The sequence below is a fragment of the Streptomyces yatensis genome (assembly GCF_018069625.1).
Taxonomy (GTDB): Bacteria; Actinomycetota; Actinomycetes; order Streptomycetales; family Streptomycetaceae; genus Streptomyces; species Streptomyces yatensis.
The window spans coordinates 3,332,189-3,356,888 of sequence record NZ_CP072941.1 but is presented as its reverse complement, the minus strand read 5'-3'; the positions used below and the strand labels follow the sequence as shown (position 1 = coordinate 3,356,888).

Below are 24,700 nucleotides of genomic sequence, written 5' to 3'. Positions count from 1 at the left end.
GCCGTGCGGTGAACGTGGATGCGCCCCGTGGGCCCGGTGATCCGGGCCCACGGGGCGCATCGCTTCCGCCCGCTACTGCTGCGGCCCGGGGGGCTGCTGCTGCCAGGGCTGCTCCGGCTGCCCGGGCTGCCCCGGCTGGATCTGCTGCCACGGCTGGCCGGGCTGCGGCTGCTGCCCCTGCCCGTAGGACTGCTGCCAGCCCTGCTGACCGCCTTGCTGGCCGCCTTGCTGCGGGTATCCGGGGTACTGCGGCTGCTGGCCCTGCTGAGGCGCGTAGGCGCCCGGATAGGGCTGCTGGCCGGGGTAGGGCTGCTGGGCCTGGCCGGGCATCGGCGGGGCCACCTGCGGCGGCTGGGCCGCGCCGTCACCCGTCCACAGCCCCTGCTCCTGCTGGGCGCGGGTGAAGTCCTCCGCGACCATGGCCGAGAGGTTGAAGTACGCCTCACGGGTCTTGGGCCGCATCATGTCCAGGTCCACCTCGGCGCCCGCCGACAGATGCTCGTCGAACGGCACGACGATCACCCCGCGGCAGCGGGTCTCGAAGTGGGACACGATGTCCTCGACCTTGATCATCTTTCCGGTCTCCCGGACTCCGGAGATCACGGTGATGCTCCGCGAGACCAGATCCGCGTAGCCGTGCGCGGACAGCCAGTCGAGGGTGGTGCTGGCGCTGCTCGCACCGTCCACGGAGGGCGTGGAGATGATGATGAGCTGGTCGGCGAGGTCGAGGACGCCGCGCATGGCGCTGTAGAGCAGACCCGTGCCCGAGTCGGTGAGGATGATCGGGTACTGCTTGCCCAGGACGTCGATGACGCTGCGGTAGTCGTCGTCGTTGAACGTCGTCGAGACCGCCGGGTCCACGTCGTTGGCGAGGATCTCCAGCCCCGACGGCGCCTGTGAGGTGAACCGCCGGATGTCCATGTAGCTGTTGAGATACGGGATCGCGGTGACCAGGTCGCGAATGGTCGCACCGGTCTCGCGCCGCACCCGTCGGCCGAGGGTGCCCGCGTCCGGGTTGGCGTCGATGGCGATGACCTTGTCCTGGCGCTCGATGGCCAGGGTCGAGCCGAGCGCGGTGGTCGTCGTGGTCTTGCCGACACCGCCCTTGAGGCTGATCACCGCGATGCGGTAGCAGGAGAGCACCGGCGTGCGGATCAGCTCCAGCTTGCGCTGCCGCTCCGCCTCCTCCTTCTTCCCGCCGAGCTTGAAGCGGGAGGGGCCGGGGGTGTTCTTCTTCGGCTTCTGCTTGCCCTTGATCAGCCGGTCCGAGGAGAGCTCGACCGCGGCGGTGTACCCGAGCGGCGCCCCCGCGCCTCCGGCCTGGCGCCGCTGGTCGGGCGTCACGGTCGGCCAGCCGCCGGTACGGGGATCGGCCGGGGCGGCCGGGGGCGCGGGGGCGGCGTGCGCGTCGGGGCGCGGATAGCCGTAGCCGTCGTGCGGCTGCCCCTGCTGCGGCCCGGGCCCGGGAACGCCGTCACCGGGCCGCGGGAAGCCGTAGCCGCCCTGCGCCCCCGGTACGCCCGGACCCTGCTGCCCCGGGAATTGCTGGCCCTGGGCGGGATCGGCCGGCGCGTACGGTGCGGGCTGGCCCGGGTACATCTTCTGCCCGGGGTGCTCGGCCTGTCCCGGCTGGGGCGTGGGGTAGGGCTGATGGTGGGGCTGCTGGTGGTACGGGCCCTGCTGGTCCGGGGCGGGCGGCTGCGGGAAGCCGTACCCGCCCGGGACGGGCATCGGCCCCTGGCCCTGTCCCTGTACCTGACCGCCCGGGCCGGGCGCGGGCTGGGCGCCGGCCTGCGGATAGCCGTAGTGGGGCCCCTGCGGAGCCGGGGGGCCCTGCGGACCGGGACCCGGCACGGCCGGGCCGGGCTGCTGATAACCGCCCTGCGGGCCGGGCACGTTGGCCGCCGGGGGCTGTGCCCCCTGGCCCTGATCCGGCAGCGGGGCCGGACCGGGCTGGCCGGGCACCGCACCGGGAGCGCCCTCGCCGGGACGCGGATAGCCGTATCCACCCTGCTGCGGCCCGGGCCCGGGCGCCGCGGGACCGGGCTGACCGGGCTGACCCTGCGCCGGGGGCGGAGGAGGCGCCCAGGAGGTGTCCTGGGGCGGGAGCGGCACGCCGGGGCCCGGGGCGGCCGGCCCATCCGTCCGCTGCTCCGGAACCGGAGCGGGACCCGGAGCCGGTACGGCGTCCTCGGGTGCGGCGGGCTGGAAGTCCGGTGGCAGGGGCGGCAGCCCCGACTGCGGAACGGGCGGCGGAGCCCAGCCGGCTGCGGGCTGCTCGGAGGAGGGCGCGCTCGGCGGCACGGCGTCCTCGGGGATCGCGTCCTGAGGCTCGGCGGTCGCCTGCCTCAGCTCCTCCATCTCCCGCCGCAACTCGGCCGTGGAGAAGCGCAGCGTGCCCTCGCTGCGCACATTGTCGTCGGTACGGTCGTCCGCGTCCGCGAAGCCGGAATCGTCACCGGACCCGGAACCGGAACCGGACGCGAAACCAGAACCAGCCCCAGAACCGGAGGAAGAACCAGCACCGGAAGCGGAACCGGCACCAGCCTCGGCGTCCTCGATGTTCTCGGAGTCCTCACTCCGCCTCTCGGCCACCTCGCGCCGCAGCGCGGCGGTGGAGAACCGCACGGTGGAGTGGCTGACCACATCGCCGCTGTCGCTCTCATCGGAGCCGGCCGCGGGCTCGGAGGAGCCGGACTCGGGCGCGGGCTCGGACTCGGGGACGTCGTCCCGAGGGGCCGCGGCGGGCGCCAGGTTGAAGTCGTCGTCGATGCGAGCGGAAGCGGCGAAGGAAGCCGGAGCGGAAGTCGCCGCAGAGGACTCCGCCTCGACCTCGGAAGTCTCGGCGGAAGATGCTCGGTGCTCGGGTTCGGACTCGGGGTTGTCCGACGCGGCACCACCCGTCACGGCGTCAGCCGCGGGCGCACTGCCCCAATCCGGCGCGGAGTCGGGCAAAGGCGGCATGCGGCTGCCCGCGTCCGCCCCTTCCGCCTCCGCTTCGGACCGGGCCGCGTCCTCCCGCCGCGCGGGGACCTCCTCGCCGGAGGCGTCCGGTGCGACATCGGCGGAGGGCGGCGCGGGCGGCGGCGGCCAAGCACCCGGAAAGCCACTCGGCTCCGGAGCTCCCGGCACGGACACAGGATGACCCGTGGGCGGCGGAGGCGGCGGGCTCGGCGCTCCCGCACCGGTGCCCGTCCCGATTCCCCCGGAACCGCCGGTCGACGCGGGGGCCGTGGAGGCCGGCGAGGACGACGACGAAGCGTTCTGCGTGTACCAGGCGGGCGGGGTGTAGTCGATGGTGAACTCGCCCGTGTGCTCGGTCTCCGCGTCGGACCGATCATCGCCGGGTGTGTTTCCGCCCGTGCGGATCTCGTCCCGATCGCTGCTCACAATGCCTCCTGGTGTGGTCGAACACCCTTGAAAATCTTGGCGAGGCCGATCTGTTGCCGATCGCTACTGTCGTCCGACCGTTCGGCTTTCCCCTTTTGTGTCGCCGGGGATCCCTGAACAGGTTCTCCACCGGGTACCCCAAGACTAATCACCATGAGCGCCACGAGGGCAGGCCCGTCCGCGCACTCAAGGCACTCCGAGACCTCACCGTGCCTTACGGCGGTGCTTACCCGGCAACCACGGGGGGAAGTCCAAGCGTCCGGTGGTACAAAGAATCCCCGCTCGAATGCCGTTGCACAGTGGGACCTGCGACCACGTCGCCCCTTTCCGGCCGGTGCCGCCGGCCGGATCGCGGGGAGGGAGGCCGACCGGTCGGTGGACTCGCGTGAGAGGTAGGCGCAGATGTCGCAGCCGCCCCAGCCCCCCAACCAGCCGCCCTCCGGCGGCTTCGGCCCGCCCCCGGAGCCCGAGGAGCCCCAGCGGCCTCAGGCGCCCCAGGAGCCCGGCCAGGGCGGCTTCGGCTCGCCGCGGAGACCTCCGGTGCGAAAACCTCCTGTGCCCCCTGCGCAGCCCGCCGCGCCCCCGAGACCCCCGTCGGCTCCGTCGACGGGCCACACCCCGCCCCAGATATGGGACACCGGCGTCCTGCCGTCGAGCCCGCCTCCACCGCCGCCCGGCGTGCCCGGTCCCCCCGGCCCGGACCCCGCGAACCCGTATGCCCAGAGCCCGTACGCGAGTCAGCCGGGGTACGGCGGCCCGCACTCCCCACCGCCCGGCCGGCCGTACGGCGTGCATCCGCCCAGCGGCGGCGGCCCGGGCCGTAGGCGCAAAGCCCTCGTCGTCGGCGCGGCGGTGGCAGTACTGCTCGCGGCGGGTGGCGGGGTGTACGCCGCGGTGGGCGGCGATGACGACGGTAAGAAGCCCACCGCCGGCCCCACGACCACCACCCCGGACCGGCCGCGGACACAGGACCCGACGCCCGGGCGGACCGACGACGGCGACGACACCGGCGGCCGCGGCAGCGGCGAAAGCGATCCCAACGACCAGCGCCGGGCGGGCGAGGCGAAGGTCCTCTACCAGACGCCCGCGCCAGAGCTCAGCAAGAAGAACCTGGAAGTGCCCGGCTTCTGGGCGATGAAGGGCTATGTGGTCAAGGCGGTCGAGAACAAGATCGTCGCGTACAAGGACGAGGGAGGCAGCAAGTGGACCCTCTCGCTCCCCAAGGCGGTCTGCGCCGCTCCCCACTCCACGACCGAGGGCAAGGTCGTGGTCGCCTATGAGGGCCATGGAAAGGACTCGTGCAGCCAACTCGCCCTGATCGACCTGAACAAGGGCGTCAAGCTCTGGGACCACCACGCCCCCGAGGCCGGCTCCCTGGGCAGCGGCTACACCAGCGTGGGCATGGCACAGAGCGGCGACCTGGTCGGCATGGCCTGGTTCGGCGGCTCCGCGGTCATCAAGGTCAGCGACGGCAAGGAAGTCTCGTCCGAAAAGCCGAGTGCGGGCTGCTCCATTGACGGTTACGCGGGCGGCAAGGTCCTGCTGCGCGCCTACTCGTGCACCAATGGCACCGCGAAGCTCCAACAACTCACTCCCCGCGGCTCGATCAAGTGGACCTACAGCGTCCGTAAGGGCTACAAGGTCAACAACATCTTCTCCAGCAGCCCGGCCGTGGTGGCCCTCACCGACCAGAACCGACAGTCCGGCGGCATCCTGGCCATCTCGGACAACGGCAAGGAACGCTCGACCCTCGCGCTGGGCAACCACTCCTACCAGCCGGAGTGCGGCACGGACATCTTCGGCACGAACATGGGCAACTGCGAGGGCGTCGCCGTCTCCGCCGACACCTTCTACCTGCCGACCGAGATGACCCAGGACCAGGGCACCGGCTCGACGAGCGAGATCCACGCCTTCGACCTCGACACCGGCAAGCGCAAATGGGCCGTCAAGGTGGCCGAACGACTCCTGCTCCCGCTGAACATGGACGGCAAGGCCCTCATCGCCTACGAAAAGCCCTCGTACAGCGAGCCCGGCCAGATCGTCCGCATAGCCCCCGACGGCGGCAAGCCGAAAACCCTGCTCCGCCTGCCCCAGGCCACCCAAAGCACCGAGCGCGACTTCTACTCCGCCACCCACACCTACCGCAACGGCAACTTCTACATCGCCACCAACCGCGTCATCGGCAACGACACCACCCCCGAAAAACTCCTCCTGGCCTTCGGGCCCTGAGCGGCGGCCGAGCGGCGGAACGACCGCGGGGGCGGACACCGGCCGGTGCCCGCCCCCGCGCCCGCGCTGCTCAGGTCAGATCGAATTCGCCGTCCCGCGCGCCCAGGACGAAGGCACGCCATTCGGCCTCCGTGTAGCGCAGCACGGTCTCGGGGTCGGTGGAATTCCGCATGGCCACCGCCCCATTCGGCAGGTAGGCGATCTCCACCCGGTCCTCGGAGGTGCTGCCAGGTGCGCTCAGCCACTCGACATCGGAGATGTCGAGGGCGTACAGCTCTTCCTTCTCTTTGGCGTCGGCCATCGGTGGAGAATCCCTTCGGGTACCGCGGAAACTAGCCCGCCTGGTGCTTGGCTGACAGTCTCATCCACGGTGTGCGCGGCGGCAATCGAACACCGTCAGTCCATGCGGCGAGCCCCGCCCAACAGGCCCGACTCGACGTCCGTCGGATGTGTCGCCACATAGAGCCGTGTTTGACGGTCACACCAAAGAGTGACCCCGTCGGGCAGCGTGGACAGTGACTCGACGTCCATGGACGGCAGCCCCATGATCCTCCCGACCTGGACGGCCTCCTCGGGGGACACCCGCTGGACGCCCACCAGGTCCGCGTTCTCCATGAGCCGGGGCGCGACCGGGCTCATATAGGGCAGAAGCGTCAGCACCGACTGCCACGGCGCCGAGGAAACCCGCCCGCGCGGCGGTCGCATGCCCGCGTCACGGATCACCAGGACGGGGCTGCCGATCGACGGCCCTTGTGGCGGCACCCGTCCCACGTCGTGGAGCGTCATGCTCTGGTACCCGCCGTTCGCGGCCTGCGCCAATGACGCCCACATCTGCTGACGGCCGGTCTCCACGGTGACCCGCGCGCCCGTGGCGACCGCTCGCAATCCGATCACCTGTGCTGTCCACAGCCCGCCGACCAGGACGACATTGAAGGGCGTGGGACGGTGCAGGCCCAGTACGGCGGGTTGATCGCGCGCGCCGACGCCGATCACCACCCCGTCGTCGCCGATCGGCAACGCCAGCGCGTCGAACTGCTCCGGGGGGAGTTCATGCCCTTGGCGCCGCGGTCCGATCAGCCCGAAACCCCGTCGCAGCCTGCGGGGGGCGGGAGTTCCCGGCTCATCCCCCTGACCGGGCACGGGGCCAGCTGTGGAGGCCGGGGCGTAAGAAGGGCCGCCTGAGACGGTCGTGGGCATGGCCATCAGCGGGTCCCTCCCAGGGGCAGAGTGGCGAGTACGCCGGGTACCTGCTCGCGGTCCAGCCGTGCGAGCCCCACCCGGACTCCACGGGCGGTGCGCTGGAGCTCCCGCCGCATCCCGACCAGGTCGTCCGCGCTATGACCCGTGATCCGCACATACCCGCTCACCGTGGGGGCGGGCCGACCGCCCTGCGTCCCGCCCCGCCGCAAGGTGAGGCTGAACGTGGTCGCGAGCGCGGGCAGCGAGGTCAGCAGCGCGGCCAGTTGGGGAAGGGGCGTGGCGCCCGGCCCCAACTGCGGCCACCGGCTCACCCAGTAGGTGGTGTGCCACCGGTCGTCGCAGCGCCAGGCTCGTGTGCTCTCCACCGTGCGCCGGCTGAGCGTGTTGGTCTGCCGGGCCTGCGCCGTCGCTCGCGGGTTGACGCTCGCGGCGGTGGCGATCGCCGCTGTCACGCCTTCCTCCGTCAGGAGCGTCACGCCGAAACCGGCCCCCTGCAGCCTGCTCGCCAGCTGATCCGCGGCCCGCAGCACACAACGCTGCGCACCCTCGATGCCTCCGCCCCTGGCCGCGACGGCCTCCGGACAGAGCTCAGGGTTGAACTTCAACGCCACCCACGTCAGACGGACCGCGGGCGCGCCCGTCTGCTCCTGAAGCGGCCCGTAGTTGCGCACGGGCACCGTCTGCCCCGACAGATGGGGTGCGGGCGCCGACAGCGCATGCTGCACCACCTGCACGGACTCCAGGACGATTCCGTCGACGTCCATGGCGTCACGCAGCAGCGAAAGCGGAAGCGGACGCTGCATACGGTGAGGGCGCAGCGGCGAGTCCGTCGCGTCCACCTGCAGGATGGCGGTCAGGAAGGTGCCGTCGCCCACCAGGCCGACCATGCGTCGCTCACGATCGGTGAACGTATAGGTGCGCAGGGCCGGTTCGCACTCCAGGGCGGGCGCGAACACCGGGTCGGCGCCCGCGTCGATCGGCTTCGCCGCCTGCCGCTGGCGCCTGCGCAGCGCGAGCGCGGTGCCCAGCCATTCCGGAATCGGCTGCTGATGACGCGTGACCACGGCCAGCAGAACCAGGACGACGCCCACGACTCCGGCGGGCACCAGCAAGAGCTTGTTGACGACCCCTGCGGCCAGCACGATCGCCGCGGCCACCTCGACCAGCACGAATTGCTGCAGCCGCAGGGGGCCGATGCTGCCGGGCCGGGACGTCGTGCGTGGGGTGGCGGAAGCGACGGGGGCCGCTGCCGGGGGAGCGTCAGCGGGCGCGGGCGGCCGGGGTCCGCTCGGTGCTCTTCGGCCGGACGCGCTCCTCGCGGTACGTGCGCGCGTTGCGGCAGCCATCCCCGTCAGCCCCCTCAAATCTGAAACCGGCCCGAACGGCCCGGTCGACGACCGCCCGCCGGTGAGTGTCCCCGGGCGGCATGAGCCAGTTCACTACCGGCATAGTAGAGGGTCGGTACGACACCAGGACCGACGGCAGGCTACCTGACTACCGAGGCCGAAAAGCGGGGAGAAGCGGCTAAAAATGGCATCACGGCGGGATGAACTCAACGCCTATATCTATGCGAAGAAGCGGACAGTCGCCGCGTTCTTGCAGCCCACGCCGAGTGGCACCGAGGAGGGCGCGCCGCGTCCGCTGCGCGCGGTCCTTCCCGGAGTCGTCGTCGGAGCCCTGATTCTCGCCGGCTTCGGCGCCTGGGGCATGTTCAAGCCCGTCGCCCCCAAGGGGTGGGATACGCCGGAATCGCATGTGATCGTCGGCAGTGACTCCACCACTCGGTACGTCATCCTGAAGACCGACGGCAAGCCGCAACTCCACCCCGTGCTGAACCTCGCCTCCGCCAAGCTCCTCCTCGACCCCGATAAGTCCAGCATCATCAAGGTGAAGGAGTCGGAGCTCGACGACGGCCACATCCCGCGTGGCCCCACGATCGGTATTCCGTACGCGCCGGACCGCATCCCCAGTGCGGACGAGGCCAAGAAGCGCATGACGTGGGCGGTCTGCGAACAGCCGGGCGGCAATGGGAAGACCACCCAGAAGGCCGTCTTCCTCTTTTCCGAACGGGACCCGAAGCTGAAGAAGATGCGGGGATCCCAGGCGCTCCACGGTGGCCAGGCCCTCTATGTGCAGGGCCAGGACGGTGCCCGCTATCTCGTCGACCCGCGGGGCGTCAAGTATTTGATCGGCGGCCCGGACTGGAAGTCGAAGTCCGCCGAGGACAGCAATCTCCTGCTGCGTTCGATCTTTCACGACGGGGCCCGGCCGCAGCACGTCACCAGGGACTGGCTGGCCACCTTCAGGGACGGGGCACCGATCGACTTTCCGCAGGTTCCCGGCCGGATCGGCGATGACGCCGGGGTGTCGAGCCTCGGTGAGGCGAACCGGGTCGGCATGGTGCTCGAAGCGCCCACCGGAGCCGGCACCCAGAAGTACGTGGTGCTGCAGGGCAAGGTCCAACGCGTCTCGGAGTTCGTCGCCAAGCTCCTGCTCAGAAGCAAGACCTCGATCAACGAGGCGAGCTCGGCCAAGCGAGTGGCGGCCCCGTCATTCACCCCGGACACGGAGACGGAGTTCTACGGCAAGTACCACTGGCCCAGTGAAATCCCGAACCAGGCCAACTCCGTCGATCCCGCACTGGGCAGCGGAGCCCGGGACACCAGCTGCAGCGTCATGGACGGAGTGACCGCCAAGCGCGGCGCGGAGGTGACGACCTGGGCCGGCAAGGATTTCCCGGCCACCATCCCGGACGGTGCCACCAGCGCCTATGTGACTCCGGGCTCGGGAGTGCTCTACCGCCAGGTGAGCGGTCGCCAGATCAAGAACGGACCCGTCTTCCTGGTGACCGACACCGGCCTTCGCTACTCGGTCCAGTCCAACAACGACAGCGGTGCCGGCGCATCGAAAATCGGCGACGACGGCTCCGGCAAGGACAAGGCCGCTGAGACCCAGCAGGACGTCAACAAGGCCCAGCGCAGCCTCGGATACCAGGACGTCAACCCGACTCCCGTGCCCGCGGACTGGTCCGAATTCCTGCCCACCGGTCCGCGTCTGGACGCCAACAGTGCCAAGCAGCCCCAGGGTTCATAGGACATGAGGAAGCCGAAACACATGCGGCGCATCATCAAGCCCTTCGCCCTGTCGGCGGCGACGGCCCTCACGGCGCTGACCGCGGCAGCCGGAGCATCGCCCTCCGCGGCGGCCGGTTCGATACCGCCCTCCGCGGCGCCGAATCTCTCCCTCGCGGGCAGTGGCGAATGCAGCTACCCCGCCAAACAGATCAAGGGCACCCCCTGGTCCCTTCAGCGCGTCATGCTCGACCAGCTGTGGCACGACACCAAGGGGCTGGACCCAAAGGGCCGTCCGGTGAAGGTCGCCGTCATCGACACCGGTGTCGACAACACCAATCCCCAGCTCAAGGACGCTGTCGACGCCAAGAGCGGCAAAGAGGTCCGCAGGGCCGGCAAGAAGGGCCTGTCCAAGGGGAAGAAGGGCGACGGGACGGACGACGCGGTCGGCCACGGCACCAAGGTCGCCGGCATCATCGCCGCCCGCCCGCACTCGGGCACGGGGTTCGTCGGTATCGCACCGAAAGCCGAGATCATCCCGATCCGGCAGAACGACGAAAAGGGCTCCGGCACCACCGACACCATGGCCACGGCCATCGACTGGGCGGTCGACGCGGGAGCCCGCATCATCAATATCTCCCAGGACACCGTCAAGCCGCTCCAGGCGAACAGCAATCTGCAGCAGTCCGTTGAGAAAGCGCTGCAAGCGGACGTCGTCGTGGTCGCCTCCGCCGGAAACGACGGTCTCGACGGCAAGGTCAAGAAGACCTACCCGGCCGCTTACGACGGCGTCCTCGCCGTCGGCGCCTCGGACCGCAACAACGAGCGCGCCGCCTTCTCCCAGTCCGGCGACTTCGTCGATGTCGCCGCCCCCGGCGTCGAAATGGTCTCCACCGTCCCCAAGGGCGGCCAATGCGTGGACAACGGCACCAGCTTCTCCGCGCCCTACGTCGCCGGCGTCGCCGCCCTGATCCGCGCCAAGCACCCGGACTGGAAGCAGGACGAGGTGGTCGCCCAGATCGAGCAGACCGCCGAGCGAGCCGTCAACGACCACGACCGCTTCATCGGCTGGGGCGTCGTCGACCCCGTCCGTGCCCTCACCGAGGACGAAACCCGCATCGACCACGTCACCCTCGACAAGGGCGCCGCCCACGATGTCGCCGCTCCCGACCCCGCCCCCATGCCCCTGGGCGAGACCCCCGAGGAGCGAAGGGAACGCCTCGCGACGTACTCCGTGGGAGCCGCGGCCGTCGTGGTGGCGGGCATCGCGGGCCTGGCAGCGGTGCTCAACGAACGGAGGCGCCGTCGCTCCGGAGCAGCTGAGTAGGAGTACTCATGGCGGCGACTGATCATTCTCCTACACTGAGCTGTTTGACGTCGCTGTGGATCATGTAAGGCGGGGGAGCGTATGTCGACGTTCGACGCGGAATGGGCGCAGATGAAGCGCGAGGCGTCCGGTGACACCGGGATGAGCCTCGCGAGCGCCGACGACAAGACGGCCTGGGAGCAGGGCGGCTCCGGGAACTTGAAGTCCAGCAAGAGGGCCTGGAGCACAGCCGGTCGGGGTGTCGGCAAGCTTCGGGGGGACATCACCACGGCGCTCACGAAGCTGGAGGAGGAACAGACCGGCCTGGGCGCGGGCAGCGACTCCGGTGGCGGAATCCAGAGCGCGGCGGCCCAGCGGGAGCTCTACCGCTCCTGGAAGCGCTACCTGAAGGGCGTAAGCGGGAAGTGCGGCGCGATCCAGGACCGGCTGGAAAGGGCCGGGGATCACCAGTACAAGAACGATGAGGCCACCAAGTGCGCATTCGACGGGCTGGACGTCCTGTACAAGGACACGAAGCCCGTCGGCGGCGACAGCCGGGGCCGGTGAAGTCGAAGGCGAGGCCGTTGACGCCGCCGTGATGCAGCTCCGGAAGCTGGCGACCAATTTCCACTACACCCAGGTCGAGTGCGCTCTCATCACCACTGCCCTCAACTCCCTGGCCTACGAACTGCGGGCAGCCAAGGACAAGCTCGATGCCGCTGTGGAGGACGCCGAGCGGAGCAGTTCACGGTGGGCTCCGATGGCTCGGTGAGCTACCCGGCGGCCGGCGACAAGGTCGACGGCAAAGTACCGGAGGGCGGCACGGTCCAGGGCAGCGCGAAGGGCAAGCCGACCAACCAGCCGATCGACCCCACCGGCGACGCGAATGACGCCGCCGACGCCCTGGAGCGCCAGGCGGCGAACATCCACCCCAATCCGAACTTCGGCGGTGCGGTGGCGATCGCCAATCGCATCGCTCAAGTCTGGCGTGTCGGCCTCGCCATGTCTGCCCTCATCGCCGCGACAGGATGCTCAACGGTGACAAAAGACGACGATGGTCTGGACACGCCTCAGCGCATGAGCCTAGAAAATGCAAAGGACTTGGTCAGGCAACAATCCAGCAAGATCCTCGACCTCTCTGAACTGCGAAGCGACGTTTCCCCGGCTGCCCCGCACGCCAGCCCCTGCAAGGACGTTGATCATGGCTACCGTGTGAACCATTGGTGGTCGGTGGTGCGGCCGTCCGCGGATGCTCTGAAGGAAGCCATGGACAGGCTTCATCGTGAGCTTCCGAAGCATGGCTGGAAGGTCTATCGCTATGGAGAGGCCAACTCCAAGGCACGTCAGCTTCGACTTGAGGTGGAGGACAAGAAGGAGCACCACACAGTGACGATCGAGCTGAGTCTTCCTTCCACCTACCCGAACCCATCGAAGTGGGAGAAGAAGATGCGCGACAGCATCTCGATCTCGCTGGCATCGCCCTGCTACGTCGATAAGGCATACGAGCCCAACGACCAGTAGTGGGCGGTGGGTGGGGGCACATGCCGATCCCGGTGTGCCTGTCCGCCTCGCGCCATCGACGGCCGTACCGCGCCCCGCTGCCACGCTGTGGCAAGCGCGTTCCGGGGGCTGGCCGCCCAAGCGGACGCCGGGCAGTCGTCCCGGGAAATAGGTATGCGTACTCATGTGCGTCTGTGGTGAAGTCGATAGTGTCACCGGATGTGACGTGTGCCTCGTATGTGTCGTTTGGGGGAGGGGACCGTTACTGAACCGTCGACGTCCCACAGCTACGGGGCAGTTGGGGCGTCCAAGCCTGACGGATAGAGTGGCTTAGGACATCGTTGGTGTCATACGGGGAGGGACAGCGTGAGGCCCATAGAGCCGGGGTCTGAGCCACAGACGCCGTTCGGCAAGAAGCTGGTCAAGGAAGCCGAGACGCTTGCCAAGTTCAAGACGCGCCTGGACAAGGTCCTGACCGACCTGGAGAAGTCCCCGGCATCGCGCAAGACGATCTCGCAACAGTCCATCACGCGGGACGCGTACGGTTCGGGCTCCGGGTTCACCTCTTCTGATGACCTGGCCAACCTCTACGAGAAGGTCCATGCGCGGCTCGAGACCCTGTGCAAGTCCTTCGGCGACCAGATTGAGGCCATGGGCCTCTTGGCGATCGTCGCCGAGCGCGGCTACGACGGCATGGACGCCGAACAAGCTCGTCGCATGCGGGAGATCCAGGCACATACGCAGAAGTACTACCGCGAGCCCACCGAGAAGCACGCTGGTCAGACGGAGAAGCACGGTGGCAAAGAGGTCGGGGGCGACGCGCTGTGAGGGGGAGAAGGTAGATGGCCGGGGGGAAGTTCGAGAATCGGTCGCACGACGAGCTCTACAACATGGTCGCGTCCGCGCAGCCGGGTCAGCTGACCGACGTCGGTGCCGCGCTGATGGCTGCCTTCGACGACATCAACGCCATCGCGGACGAGCTGAAGGCCCACGCGGAGCGGGTGCACTGGGAAGGCGAGGGCGCCGATGCATTCCGGACCTGGGGTCGCGAGGTGGCCAAGCAGACCCACAAGATGGCCGACTACACCTTGCTCGTCGGTGTACACATGTCCACTGCGGGCCAGGGCCTGACCGAGGTCAAGGCAGCGATGCCGGCCCCGACGGCGGCTGATGACAAGAAGCACAAGAGCGACGCGGAGAAAGCGGTCGCGGACAAGCACCACCTGGAAGCGCTCCAGCAAATGGACAAGCTGGACTCGTACTATGAGACGGCGTACACGGAGATCAAGGCTCTCGAGGAGCCGAACTTTCCGCCCTTGCCGCCCGGGCTCGCCCCGCACTACAGCCCGCCTGCCTCCAACTCCTCAGGGACGACTCAATCCGAGGGAGGTACGCCGGTATCCGCTGCTACTCATCTCGGTGGGAGTCCGGACGCTGTCACTGCGCATCAGCCAGGGGCCATTCCCACAGAACACGGTGACCCGGATGTGGACGTCGTGCCGAATACTGTGCCGGATGCCAGGACCAGCATTGACTCCACGATGACGCCGCCCACACCGGACGTCATCGACCAAGGAAGGCTTCCTGTGGCGCCGCCGCAAGATGCGCCCGAGCAACGCGTTAATCCCGTAGGGCCAAACGTGCCCAGGCCGCTGCTGCCAAGTGCCCCGCCGCCTATGCCGGGCAGGGGTAACCCTGTGCGAGAGCCACTTGGCCCTTACCAAGGCGCCGTGAAGCAGCCCCGGCCGACGGGCATTCCTCGGGTCGGCTTGCCGGACGGCATTCACGGGGGGACCCAGGCTCGTCCACCGGGGCAAACCAACGCTCCGCGGATTCCCCGGGGCAGGGTCATCGGAGAAGAACAAGGGCTGGTGAAGCGCGGGCCGATGGGACCCGCCACGCACGGTTTCGGGAAAGGAACGCCCCCGTCGGCGAACGCCGGGCCGGGCCGACGGCTCGCCTCGGAGCCGGGCGGGACGGTGGACAGTCCACGAGGGCCGAACAACGCGAATGGGCAGCGTTTACCGCGGGGGACGGTCATCGGAGACGAACACGGTCTCCCTCCAAGGCGTGGTCCTCTGAGCGCAGGCGGTGCGTCCGCCGAGGGTGGAACGCACGCGCCTGGGAGCAATGGCGGCCAGAGCCGACGGCTTTCGTCGGAATCGGGAGGCCCCGTCAGCGGTACGCGTTCTGCGCGCGGATCGCAGTTGGATTTCACCCCCGGGGGATCAGGGCTTGTGCGGGGCAACCAGGAGGAACCTGAGCTGATGCCGCGGTCTGGCAGGGCAGGTCAGAACGGCTCGGACGCCTCCGGCTCCAGGCCCGATTACCTTCAGGAAGACGAAGAGAGCTGGTCCGGTGGACGGCGTGACACAGTCCCGCCGGTCATCGATTAGATCGACAGATCCCTGTGCAATGCCGAGGAGAGCACTCACCTATGCCATTCCAGAAGTACGGAGCGCGAGGACGTTCCCTGTCGGCTCTGGCAACACTCGGGGCCGGGCTCATGACGCTGGGTGGTATCGCGCCTGCGGCAGCCGCACAAGACATAAGCTCTCAGCAGTGGTACCTGAAGGACATGCAGGCCGACGACATGTGGAAGGTGAGTAAGGGTAAGGGGGTCACTGTCGCCGTGATCGACACGGGTGTTAAGGCATCGTTGCCCGAGCTACGAGGGCAAGTGCTGCCCGGCACAGACGCCTCTAACTCACCAACAGATGTGAATAAGGATGAGAACGGACATGGAACTAATATGGCCGCTCTCATCGCAGGGACAGGGAGCGACGGTGGCATCCAGGGATTGGCGCCGGAATCCAAGATCCTTCCCATCAAAGCCATTGTCGATGGCAGGACGGATGCCGCCGACCCGCTGATTTCCAGGGCCATCAGGTATGCGGTTGACCACGGTTCTCGAGTCCTGAATATCTCTCTCGGGACAGGCGGCACGAGTTCAATGTACTTCACCAAGGCTCGGGCCGCCGTAAAATACGCGATCAACAAAGGTGCCTTGATATTCGCTGCCGCGGGGAACAGTGGGAATAAAGACAACTACCCCGAGTATCCGTCTTCACTTTCTGGTGTCGTAGGTGTGGGTGCCATCAATCGCGCGGGGAAGGTGGCTGAGTTCTCTACGCATGGCGATCAAGTAGGACTGGTAGCCATTGGGGACGAAATCCCCATTCGCTGCGGGAGTAATGTCTGCACTTCACATGGCACCAGCCAAGCCACCGCCATCACCTCCGCCTCCGCCGCCCTGATCTGGTCCAAGCACCCCAAGTGGACCAACAACCAGGTCCTCCGCGTCATGATGCAGACCGCTGCGAAGCCCAAGACCGGTGACGTCCCGAGCAGTTACCTCGGGTATGGCTCGGTCCGTCCTCGCAAGGTGCTTCTCGATGGCGAAGGTGATCCGGGGCCGGCCAACACCAATCCGTTGCTCGCTCGTGAGGGAGCTACGAAACCAAAGCCCTCCGAATCGGCGTCTAAGGCCGCAGGGGGCGCCTCACAGCCCCCCGCATCGGACCAGCAAGCCGCTGAGAAGCCCGCAGCGGAGGCCAAGGCGAGCGACGGCGGCGGTAATACGACGCTCTGGGTCGCCTTGGGCGCGGGCGTTGTCGTGGTCGCCGGGGCCGCGGTCGCCTTCACCGTCGTGCGACGCCGCGGTGGAACGATGGCCAGGCCGTAAGCAGCACCAGCACCAACTACAGCTATACGCTTCCTGCCATGTCAGGTAGGAAACTCCACAGAGTGGTGAGCTGACGAAGAATCCCCAGCTCGGCTCACCAACACATCATGGGGGAAGGTGGAAAGATGTCGGGCTCGCAGCGGATTAGCGACGCACATTTCAAGAAGTTCGAGGGCGACCTCGGCCGCGTCAGCGAGGACCTCTCGCAGAACCTGCGCACGCTGATCAACGCCATCGACACGGTGGAGGCGGCGTGGACTGGTCAGGGCGGAAGCGCGTTCAGGAGGGCGCAGATGAGCCTCAATGAGGACCACGAGGCTCTGCGTCAGCTGATCGTCAACATCCACGAAGCGGTGCAGCTCACGCACCGTTCGGGTGGTGCCAACGACAGTGAGATCGCATCCCAGCTCCGCAGCGTTGACGTCAATGGCAGCGCGGCCGGCGGGCACCTCGGCAGTGGTGCGGATGGCCTGGCCCACAGCAAGGTCGATCAGTTCTAGTCGCTCAAGGGCGTCATCAAGGCCCTGAGGCAGAAATGATCGACAACCATCAAGACACCACGAGGGGTGGAGCATAAGTGTCCGGTGACGGGATGGACATCAAGGTCACATACAACTCGCTCGAGGACACCGCCGGTGACCTCGAGCGCGGCGCGCGGGTGGTGAGCCAGCAGATCGAGGCCATCATCGCCTCGGTCAAGGCCGTGACCGAGGGTTGGGAGGGTGAGGCTCACCAGATGATGCTGGCCGCCGAGAGGCAGTTCAAGACGCGCGCCAACCACATCGAGAGCACGCTCAAAGAGGTGGCGACCAAGGTCAGGACCGGCAGCATGGACTACCACGCGACCGACAAGAAGTCGGCCCAGCTGTTCCAGGACATCACCATCTGACGGTCCGGTCGCAAGCGCATGGGGGTGGGCAACCGCTGAAGCGGTTGCCCACCCCCATGTTCGCGTTTTACCGCAGCCCCGGCTTCGGTGGCGGCGCCACGTCCTTCGGGTCCGGGAATTCGGGAGTTTCGCGGCAGTCCAACTGGGAGGTGATCTTCTTCGCCGAGGCGATGAGCAGTTTGGCGTGGGAGTGGTCGCTGACGGTGAAGTAGTCGCGCATGGCGAACTCCAGGGAACGAGTGCCTCCCGATTCCGTCCCGCCGCCGCTGCCGAGGTCACATGCGACGAGGAGCCTGCCGGCGTCCTCCGGGCCGACGGTGGTCGTGTAGTGCACGGACCGGCCCGAGGGGGGTGCGTCGGGAGTCCACGCCACGGTGAGGGCGAGCAGTTCCTTCCCCTCGGCCTTGTTTGTCAAGGTACAGAGGTCCTCGGGCGTGCCTCTCCTGGCCGACTCCTCCCGCAGCGCCTTCGCCACCTGACCGGTGCTCTCGGTCCTGACCGGATAGACCTCGCTGGGCCCGTTCGGCTCCCGGGCCTCCTTCGCGACGGCCTCGTCGAACAGGCCATCACAGGCCTGGGCGACAGGGATGAGCCCGGCGCCGGCGGTCGGCTTCGAGGCCGACTTCGAGGTGGGCTTCGGGGCCCCGGATTCGCCGTCGCCGCCACAGCCCGTCACGGCAATGACAGACGTGCAGACGAGGGCTGCCAGTCGCCCCAGAGCCGGGCGAAACTTGCGGTGCACGATCTCTCCTGTCGACTCCGTCAACTGCCGCTCCCGGTCAGCTGGGCGTCACCGACGCCACGTATGTAGCCGGCCTTTACGCGCTCGCTGGCCTGGTTGTACCAAGCGCTGTTGTCGAGTTCAGGATGGCCGGCGATATAGGCGTCGAGCGGGTTGACCGAACGACGCTGGCTCGTTTCGACGAACTTCTTCTGCATGTTGTGAGCGTCTGCGTCGACCTTCGCGTCGAACTCCTTCTGCTGCTGCTCGATTTCCCGGTCGATGTTGATGCCGGCCTGGGTATCGATGGCACCGGTGGCGGCGTCGACGAAGGGCGTGACGAAAGGCGTGGCCTTGGCCGCCTCGAATGGAACGGTGACGAGGCTGGTGACGGTGCTGATGCCGGTGCTCGTCCGGTACTTCTGCCACTCTCCCGCCTCCGACAGCTTCCTCGCCTTCTCCTCTTTGCTGTCGTTCGCGTCGTTCATGATGGCGTCCGAGCGAGCCTCGTCCAGGATGCCCTGCGTCTCCGCCCCGGTGCCCAGAGCCAGAGTGAGAGGGTCGTCCGCATTCGGGTGGGCCTTGAGAACGTTTGTCGTGAAGTCGTGCTGGGCCGCGGAGAGAATCTGGTAGCCGCCGTCATCCCTGCCGACCGCCGACAGGAAGTTCTTGGCTGTCTCATTGGCGACGGAGATGTCGGACGGGCCGAGTGCGCCGAAAGCCGCGTCGCGGGTTTTCGCCCCCGATTCGGCATCGCCGTGGTTGGCGGTGGCCCAGTCCAGATTGTCGATGTATCCGGCGCCCACGCGGGCCAAGCTGTCACTGAGACCTTGCTTGTCCGCGAGGATGCCGGAGTTGTCGCCGACCACACTGATCAGCTGTGTCGCGACATTGACACTGGCGGGGTTGCGGTGGAGCCCCAGCTCGGGCTGGTCGTACGGATGCCCCAGTGAGGCAGCCTCGAAGGCGTGCCCCAGCTCGTCGTAGCCGTATCCCTTACCGTCGTCGGCGAAGAAGTTTCCGTTCAGCCACTTGCGTTCCTTGAGCAGATACATGAGGTCGTCGTTCGGCGGGACGCTCGCATCCTGCTCGAAGCGGTCGCGGTGGAAGATGGTCTGCGCCGCCTCGGGGTTGTGCCCCAGCGACTCCATGTAGCCGGCCATGGGGTCGACTCCGTGGTCATTGTCCTCGCCGAAGTTGACGTAGGTCTCGTACCCATCGGGCCAGTAAAGATCCTTCAGATCGTCCTTGTGCTTGCGGTCGAACTCGAACAGGCCGCCGGTGCGGCCGTCCTTGCTGTGCGGATCGGGATAGCCCTTGCCGTAGTCGACGAGGAAGTCCTTGTCGTACTCGCCGTAGCGCAGCAGGCTGCTCGTCACCTGAAAGCCGTAGGACCCAGGAGTACTCGTCCCGGCCTCCCAGTCGGTGTCCATGACACGCCGGGGCCCCAGATTGATGATGTCCTTTTTCCACTGCTTCATCTCATCGCTGTTGGAGTGAGAGGCGGTGGCGAGGGTGTAGCCGAGAGATTTCTGGAGCTTTTCCAGGTTCTTGGTGCGTTCGTCGCCGAATTGCTGGCCGGTCGTGACGTGCTGCCAGAATTCGAGAGTTCCCTTCGGGCCGAGGTCGGTGGCGAACTTCTCCGAGAAGTAGGGGTCGCCTTCGTGCCGAGAGAGGAGCGTGTTCGCCCGCGCGATCTCGGTGGCGCTGAGATTCTTCTTGGACTTCGCCAGCTCCTCGACATCTTTGAGGTCCTTGCGTGCCTGCTCGCGACCGGCCTTGGCGTCCTTGGTACTGGTGTACCCGTCGGCGGAGAACCCCTCCTCCCGCCCGTTGCCGTCCTGTGTCAGCGCCCAGGCCAGGATCTCGTCGGTCGTGGTGGCGTTGACGACGATCTCGTTGATGTACCGGTTGTAGTCCGCCACCACGTCGCGGTAGTTCTTCGCCTGCATCCCTTGTTCTGCCGGCGTAAGGTCATCAAGGTTCGTCGGCTTGTAGGAGACGTGCCCGGTGTCGTCGATCGCCAGTTGCTTCGAGTCCTCGACGTCCTTCTTGTATTCCAGGAGCTTCTTCTTGGCCTCCTTGAACGCTTTGTGTGCGTCGTGCAGGAGGCTATGGACGTCCTCGGCCTCGCAAGCGGCCAACTCGATCTCTTTCGCCGCCTTTTGGATCCTCTTGAATGCTGCCTCCGCCGCCTCGCCCTCCCAATCCGAGTTGGTCAGGGGCGTCTCCACCTCCGTGCGCAGATTCGTACCGACCTGTCGGAACTTGCCGGGCAGGTTGCGCCACTTGCCGACCGCCTCGGAGAGTGGGGTGAGGTCGACGGTGATGAGCGAGTGATATGTGACCATTTGTGCTTCCGCCTTGAGCTGGGACCGTCGTTCCGAGGGGGCAAGTGCTACCTGGCGACCTTGTCCTGGCCGCCGCCCTGCTTCTTCCCTCGGTCAAGCCCCTCGCCGACGCCCTTGTCGGTCACCTCGAAGTGAGTGGCGGCGTCCCTCAGCGGCCCCGCCAGGCCCTGCGACAGGAGCCCCTGGGCGTAGCGCATCTGGGCTCCCCACCGCTCCTGGAACGTGGCGAACGCCGCCGCACAGTCGAAGCCCTTGAGGCTCGCCTTCACCTGACCGGTTTCGGTCATGGTCTCATTGTCCGCTTTGGCGAAGCCGGTGCTCACGTGGTCGACCTTGCCGGCCTTGTTTCGCAGGACCGAAGCGGTGACCTTCAGCTTCTTCTGCGGAATGCCCCGGCCGCCGTTGCCGTCGTCGAGCTGGTTGAGCCGCATATGGGATTCCTGCTGTTTTGCGGCTTCGGCCTTGATGTCGGCCCATTCGTCCTCGAATGCCATGATTCCCCCGTTGAATGACGTTGCAAAGCGAACTCGCTTGATGTCCACGTCAAGCTAGCAGGGGGCTCTGCGGCTCGCAGCCCCTCGCGCATGCCGCGCTACTGCTCCGGCAGCGACGCCGCCACGTAGTCCTCTAGAGGGCTACGCACCCGCGCGGAGCGGGCGGGCCGGGGCGAGGAAGCTGAGGGCGCCACCAGTTGGGCCGTCGCCTCGCCCCATGCCGACGCGATCATGACGCTACGGGGCTGAGCGCCCATGATGCGGGGCATTCGCATTGTTGGGCGACGCCCCCGGGAGGGCGTGAAAAACTCGGTGACGTGCTGCATTGCGGAGAACATCTAGCCGCAAGAACAGTTAGTCATTCCAGTGAATGACTACAGGACCGTCTGGAAGACTCTCGGAGCCCGGGCACTTGAACCATCCTCGAGACATATCCCGTGCTGCCTGTGCAGTAAATGCAGCGAGGGGCCCTATTTCTTTCATTGACTCGTTCAGCTGCTGCGATTCCTTGGCTTGTTCGACCATGCTGGCACCAGCAGTGATGAGCAGTCTGCTCCCCGTGTCTTTCTCCGCGTTAGTGCCGCACGGTATGTACAACAAAATGGCTCCATTGTGCTTGCTCATGTAGCCGTATGCTTCACCCAGACTGACCCGGACCCCCTGGCTCTGGATGCTTTTGCGTGGGTACTTGCCGCCTGACCGGTAGATATAGGAGAAACCCGCCTTTTCTCCTCCAGCCTGGAGCTTGCAGTCTCCGTAATTCCTCCGTGCGTCGAATTGATATGTCTCTTCCTTGAATTTATCCCCTTTCTTGGGGAAGAGATTTGTGACGCTCTTGCCGGATACTCGCTCGTCGCAGACCTTTTCCGGGATTTCGATGGCTTCATCGCTCGACTGTGATGCATCAATGGCCCACCAGGTACCCGCGCAGATGAGAAGCAGTGCCGCTGCGGCTGCAATAATTCGACTGCGTGTTGAGCTCAGCACCTTGAGCCTTTCGGTGAGGAGGAGATCTCGTTCATCGGGACCGGCCGTCCGAATGGGCGTAGTTGGTCTCCTGGTATACATCGTCGGCCGCGCCGGCAGCTGGACTGCCTTGATCAGTGGATAGCCCTGCCTGCTGTGCTGCGTCGAGAACCGCCTGCTTTGCGGCCTGGGCGGCCGCTTCGCGCTCGCCGTTCAGATAGTTCTCTCGGTTTTCCACTATCTGGTCAGCCGCTTCCTGAGGGTCTTTGGTGTAATGGTTGAGGGCGGCTTCCTGGACGTCTTCAACTGCCCAGCCGACGATATCGCCGCCCACGGGTACCCTTCCGACGCCCATCTCCACGACGCGCGATACCCATTTGTTCCCAGTCTCTAGCTTCTTGTTGTATTCATTGATCTTTTCCACGCTGTCGTCAGCTGCAGCTATCGCGTCAGCCCGGCCCGCGGAGGTAATACCAGAAAGCTCCCCTCCAGGAGCGGCAGCGCGTGTGGCGACGGCGGACAGCGTCTCGTCACCAGGGTTTGCCATGGCATCTCGGATGATTTCGGTGGTCACGGCCTGCTGGGCGTGAGTGATGGACGCATAGGCGTCGGGGTCTTCCGCCGTTGCCTGTAGGAATTGCCTGAGCTCGCCGCCCCCTTGATTCAAATCACCAAGATAGGCATCAGCGCCGAAGTGCCCGATGTAGCCAATTTGGTCGCCGCCGGCGAGTGCCCTCTGAATGTCGTGCATGTAATCAGCCGACATATTTCCGAGACTGTCGGCGATCGGTGCGAGCCTGCCATCCGCCTTGACGAGATCTGGGTTTGATCCTATTTTTTCCACCACTGTGTGGAATAGATCCGCGCGTTCCTGGGTGTGCTTTACTGAAGGCCCGTCGCTGTCATACGCCCGGCCAGTCGTGGCGGACTCGAGAGCGTGTCCCAGTGCATCCTTTCCGAACGTCTTACTCTTTTCGTCCGGCAGGACGTAGCCACTTGTCTTGTCCGCAGGCCATTCGCGGCCGTTCTTCCCGTCCTTGTCACCCAGGAAGTAATCAAGGTTGCTCAGCTTCTTGAGGTCGTCGTTCGCGCCTTCACCCGTGGAACCGTTGAAAAACGCGGTCGACGCCTCGGGGCTCTGGCCGAAGGCTTCGAGGACCCCGGTCATCGGGTCCCAGCCGGGGCCGCCCTTTTTGTCGAGGTTGAGGCCGAAGTGGTTCTCGCCGTTGAACTGGTCAGGAATGGGCCAGCCGCCACCTTTTCGTTCGATGGTGACCATGTCCTCGGCAACGGGGACGAGGAAGCTCTTGTCGTAGTTTCCATGTCGCAGCAAGGACGAGAGGGCCTGATAGCCGACGGGCTCGGCGTGGTCGAACCCGATGCCCAGCTCAAGTTTGTTTCGGCCGACCCGTTTGAGCTCCGACTGCCATGCCTTACCGAGGTAGTCCTTGTTCTCTCGGAACGCGGTGTCGGGGTTGTCCTTGCCCGTGGGCGGGTCGGTAGCGGTCGCCAGGGCTACGCCCATGCTCGTTTGAATGCTGTGCGCCAGCTTGAGCTGGGTCTTGTCTCCCTCTGCCGAGGCGTCGATGGCGATTTGCGCCTCGAAACGGAGCGCGTCCTTGGGCCCTAGGGACTTGTAGAAGTCGACCGTGAACTCACGATCCTTGGCGTTGTCCGACAGCAGTTGCTTCAGCTCTGCGAGCTCCTTGGTGCTGAGCTCCTCGCCCTGCTTGTACTTGGCGAGGCTCTTCTTGGCCAGCTGAACCGCTCGTTCGGCCTGGACGTCATCCAGCGAGTCGTACTTCGCATGGCCGAAGTTGTGGCTGTCGCTGCCGTGGATCTTTTTCAGGGCGCCGGCCACGGAGTTGTCGATCTCGTCTGCCTTGGCGATGAGGTTGTTGATCCGGCTCGCCAGGTCGTCCAGATAGTCGAGTTGTTTCTGTGTGCGCTGGTCGCTGTCTCCGCGCTGATGGAGATAGACGCAGTACACCGTGCCGTCGTCCAGGCCTGTGACCCGGACGTTCTTGCCCTTGGCCTCGACATCGACGAGTTTCTTGAGGTCCGACTGGACCGAGACGAGGTCCGAGTGGGCGTCCCGGAGCATGCTCCAGATGCCCTTGGCTTCGGTGTGGGCGTCGCCGAACTCCTTGGCCGTCTTGCGTACGAACGGCTTGGTGACGTCGGAGTTGGCGCCCGCCCAGCGGGCGGCGTCGGCCTGTTTCACCATGCCGTCAACGGCGTCGGTGGCCAGCGTATCGAGCTGGTCCACCATCTCCTTCCAGTCGTCGGCCGCGGCTCCGAGACTGCTGAAGGAGACGTGATAAAGGTCGTCGAAGGTCAGGCGTGCCATGGCAAGTCCCCTTTACTTGTAGTACTTGGAGATTTCGGAGGCCGGCATGGCGCTGCCGTCCCTCCGTGCCATGGACGCAGCGATCTTCGCATCCTCATTGGTGTGCGACTTTTTCGTGTAGTCGAGATGGTTCGAGATATGGGCGCATGCCTGGAGGAGCGTCTTGAGCTGATCGTTCCACACCATCGCTGTCGTCGTCAGAGCATCGCCGATGGTGAAGTGGTGTGAGGAGAGGACGGTCGCCGCTTTGGAGGTTGACCCGTCGTCCTTGGCGCCGCGGGTAATGTCGCCGGCTTTCTTGAGACGGCCGTGCAGTATGTACGCCTCATGGCCCACCCGGCCCAGGTCGTCCTGGTTCAGGACCAGATCGCCTCGAGAGGACGTACTGGCCGCGCCTCCGCTGCCCGCGTGGTTGAGGCGCATACGTGTCGACTGTTTGTCCGCGGCCGCGGCCCGAAGCTGGGACCACTCGTCGTCGAACGTCATACTTCCCCCAAAATGTATGAAGCCGCGTGGTCTGCACGGCAGTTGTTCCTCAAAAGCTAGCA

General features: G+C 66.6%; 21 protein-coding genes. 11 read left to right on the top strand and 10 right to left on the bottom strand.

Annotated elements, in window-relative coordinates; all coding sequences use genetic code 11:
• Positions 1–72 precede the first annotated feature (72 nt).
• Entirely contained in the window at positions 73–3,390 is a 3,318-nt protein-coding gene (locus J8403_RS13455; RefSeq protein ID WP_211123407.1) for an SCO5717 family growth-regulating ATPase, read from the bottom strand.
• A 678-nt stretch (positions 3,391–4,068) separates the two neighbouring features.
• Here J8403_RS13455 and J8403_RS13450 point away from each other — a divergent pair.
• The gene (locus tag J8403_RS13450) at positions 4,069–5,619 is read left to right on the top strand and encodes an outer membrane protein assembly factor BamB family protein (protein WP_246585831.1); all 1,551 of its coding nucleotides are present in this window, start codon (positions 4,069–4,071) and stop codon (positions 5,617–5,619) included.
• A gap of 70 nt (positions 5,620–5,689) precedes the next feature.
• Here J8403_RS13450 and J8403_RS13445 read toward each other — a convergent pair whose 3' ends face one another.
• The 3 genes from J8403_RS13445 to eccE form a co-directional block, all read right to left on the bottom strand.
• Positions 5,690–5,920, bottom strand: coding sequence for a DUF397 domain-containing protein (locus J8403_RS13445; protein ID WP_093465055.1), 231 nt, complete (start codon positions 5,918–5,920; stop codon positions 5,690–5,692).
• Positions 5,921–6,015: 95 nt separating this feature from the next.
• Complete coding sequence (locus tag J8403_RS13440) at positions 6,016–6,822, bottom strand: hypothetical protein (protein WP_211123405.1); 807 nt, start codon at positions 6,820–6,822, stop codon at positions 6,016–6,018.
• The gene (gene eccE, locus J8403_RS13435) at positions 6,822–8,165 is read right to left on the bottom strand and encodes a type VII secretion protein EccE (protein WP_246585830.1); all 1,344 of its coding nucleotides are present in this window, start codon (positions 8,163–8,165) and stop codon (positions 6,822–6,824) included. Before eccE ends, J8403_RS13440 begins: the two co-directional genes overlap by 1 nt.
• 184 nt (positions 8,166–8,349) lie before the next feature.
• Between eccE and eccB the strand changes: the two genes are divergently transcribed.
• The 10 genes from eccB (at position 8,350) to J8403_RS13390 (ending at position 17,270) form a co-directional block, all read left to right on the top strand.
• Positions 8,350–9,912, top strand: a complete 1,563-nt coding sequence (gene eccB, locus J8403_RS13430) for a type VII secretion protein EccB (RefSeq protein ID WP_211123403.1) — start codon at positions 8,350–8,352, stop codon at positions 9,910–9,912.
• A gap of 21 nt (positions 9,913–9,933) precedes the next feature.
• The gene (gene mycP, locus J8403_RS13425) at positions 9,934–11,217 is read left to right on the top strand and encodes a type VII secretion-associated serine protease mycosin (RefSeq protein ID WP_211123402.1); all 1,284 of its coding nucleotides are present in this window, start codon (positions 9,934–9,936) and stop codon (positions 11,215–11,217) included.
• An 81-nt stretch (positions 11,218–11,298) separates the two neighbouring features.
• On the top strand, positions 11,299–11,763 hold the full coding sequence (locus tag J8403_RS13420; RefSeq protein WP_211123401.1) for a hypothetical protein: 465 nt from the start codon (positions 11,299–11,301) through the stop codon (positions 11,761–11,763).
• A gap of 31 nt (positions 11,764–11,794) precedes the next feature.
• Complete coding sequence (locus J8403_RS43600) at positions 11,795–11,968, top strand: hypothetical protein (protein WP_246585829.1); 174 nt, start codon at positions 11,795–11,797, stop codon at positions 11,966–11,968.
• Entirely contained in the window at positions 11,965–12,717 is a 753-nt protein-coding gene (locus J8403_RS43595; protein WP_246585828.1) for a hypothetical protein, read from the top strand. The genes J8403_RS43600 and J8403_RS43595 overlap by 4 nt, the downstream gene beginning before the upstream one ends.
• Before the next feature lie 345 nt (positions 12,718–13,062).
• On the top strand, positions 13,063–13,524 hold the full coding sequence (locus tag J8403_RS13410; protein ID WP_211123400.1) for a hypothetical protein: 462 nt from the start codon (positions 13,063–13,065) through the stop codon (positions 13,522–13,524).
• Positions 13,525–13,538: 14 nt separating this feature from the next.
• On the top strand, positions 13,539–15,092 hold the full coding sequence (locus J8403_RS13405) for a WXG100 family type VII secretion target (protein WP_211123399.1): 1,554 nt from the start codon (positions 13,539–13,541) through the stop codon (positions 15,090–15,092).
• 41 nt (positions 15,093–15,133) lie between these two features.
• Positions 15,134–16,381, top strand: a complete 1,248-nt coding sequence (locus J8403_RS13400) for a S8 family serine peptidase (protein ID WP_211123398.1) — start codon at positions 15,134–15,136, stop codon at positions 16,379–16,381.
• 125 nt (positions 16,382–16,506) lie between these two features.
• Entirely contained in the window at positions 16,507–16,881 is a 375-nt protein-coding gene (locus tag J8403_RS13395) for a WXG100 family type VII secretion target (protein WP_093465071.1), read from the top strand.
• 77 nt (positions 16,882–16,958) lie between these two features.
• Positions 16,959–17,270 carry a WXG100 family type VII secretion target gene (locus J8403_RS13390; RefSeq protein WP_211123397.1) on the top strand — a complete coding sequence of 104 codons (312 nt, stop codon included), beginning with the start codon at positions 16,959–16,961 and terminating at the stop codon, positions 17,268–17,270.
• Positions 17,271–17,337: 67 nt separating this feature from the next.
• On the opposite strand, the gene J8403_RS13385 is transcribed toward J8403_RS13390, so the two are convergent.
• The 6 genes from J8403_RS13385 to J8403_RS13360 form a co-directional block, all read right to left on the bottom strand.
• The gene (locus tag J8403_RS13385) at positions 17,338–18,012 is read right to left on the bottom strand and encodes a hypothetical protein (RefSeq protein ID WP_211123396.1); all 675 of its coding nucleotides are present in this window, start codon (positions 18,010–18,012) and stop codon (positions 17,338–17,340) included.
• Between the two features lie 20 nt (positions 18,013–18,032).
• A complete protein-coding gene (locus J8403_RS13380) occupies positions 18,033–20,342 on the bottom strand; it encodes a hypothetical protein (protein WP_211123395.1) in 2,310 nt (769 codons plus the stop codon).
• Between the two features lie 47 nt (positions 20,343–20,389).
• Positions 20,390–20,836 (bottom strand): type VII secretion target, encoded by a 447-nt coding sequence (locus J8403_RS13375; RefSeq protein ID WP_078644104.1) that lies wholly within the window; start codon positions 20,834–20,836, stop codon positions 20,390–20,392.
• A gap of 354 nt (positions 20,837–21,190) precedes the next feature.
• Positions 21,191–21,823, bottom strand: a complete 633-nt coding sequence (locus J8403_RS13370) for a hypothetical protein (protein ID WP_211123394.1) — start codon at positions 21,821–21,823, stop codon at positions 21,191–21,193.
• 31 nt (positions 21,824–21,854) lie between these two features.
• A complete protein-coding gene (locus J8403_RS13365) occupies positions 21,855–24,152 on the bottom strand; it encodes a hypothetical protein (protein WP_211123393.1) in 2,298 nt (765 codons plus the stop codon).
• A gap of 12 nt (positions 24,153–24,164) precedes the next feature.
• Positions 24,165–24,638, bottom strand: coding sequence for a hypothetical protein (locus J8403_RS13360; RefSeq protein WP_211123392.1), 474 nt, complete (start codon positions 24,636–24,638; stop codon positions 24,165–24,167).
• Between the last annotated feature and the right edge of the window lie 62 nt (positions 24,639–24,700).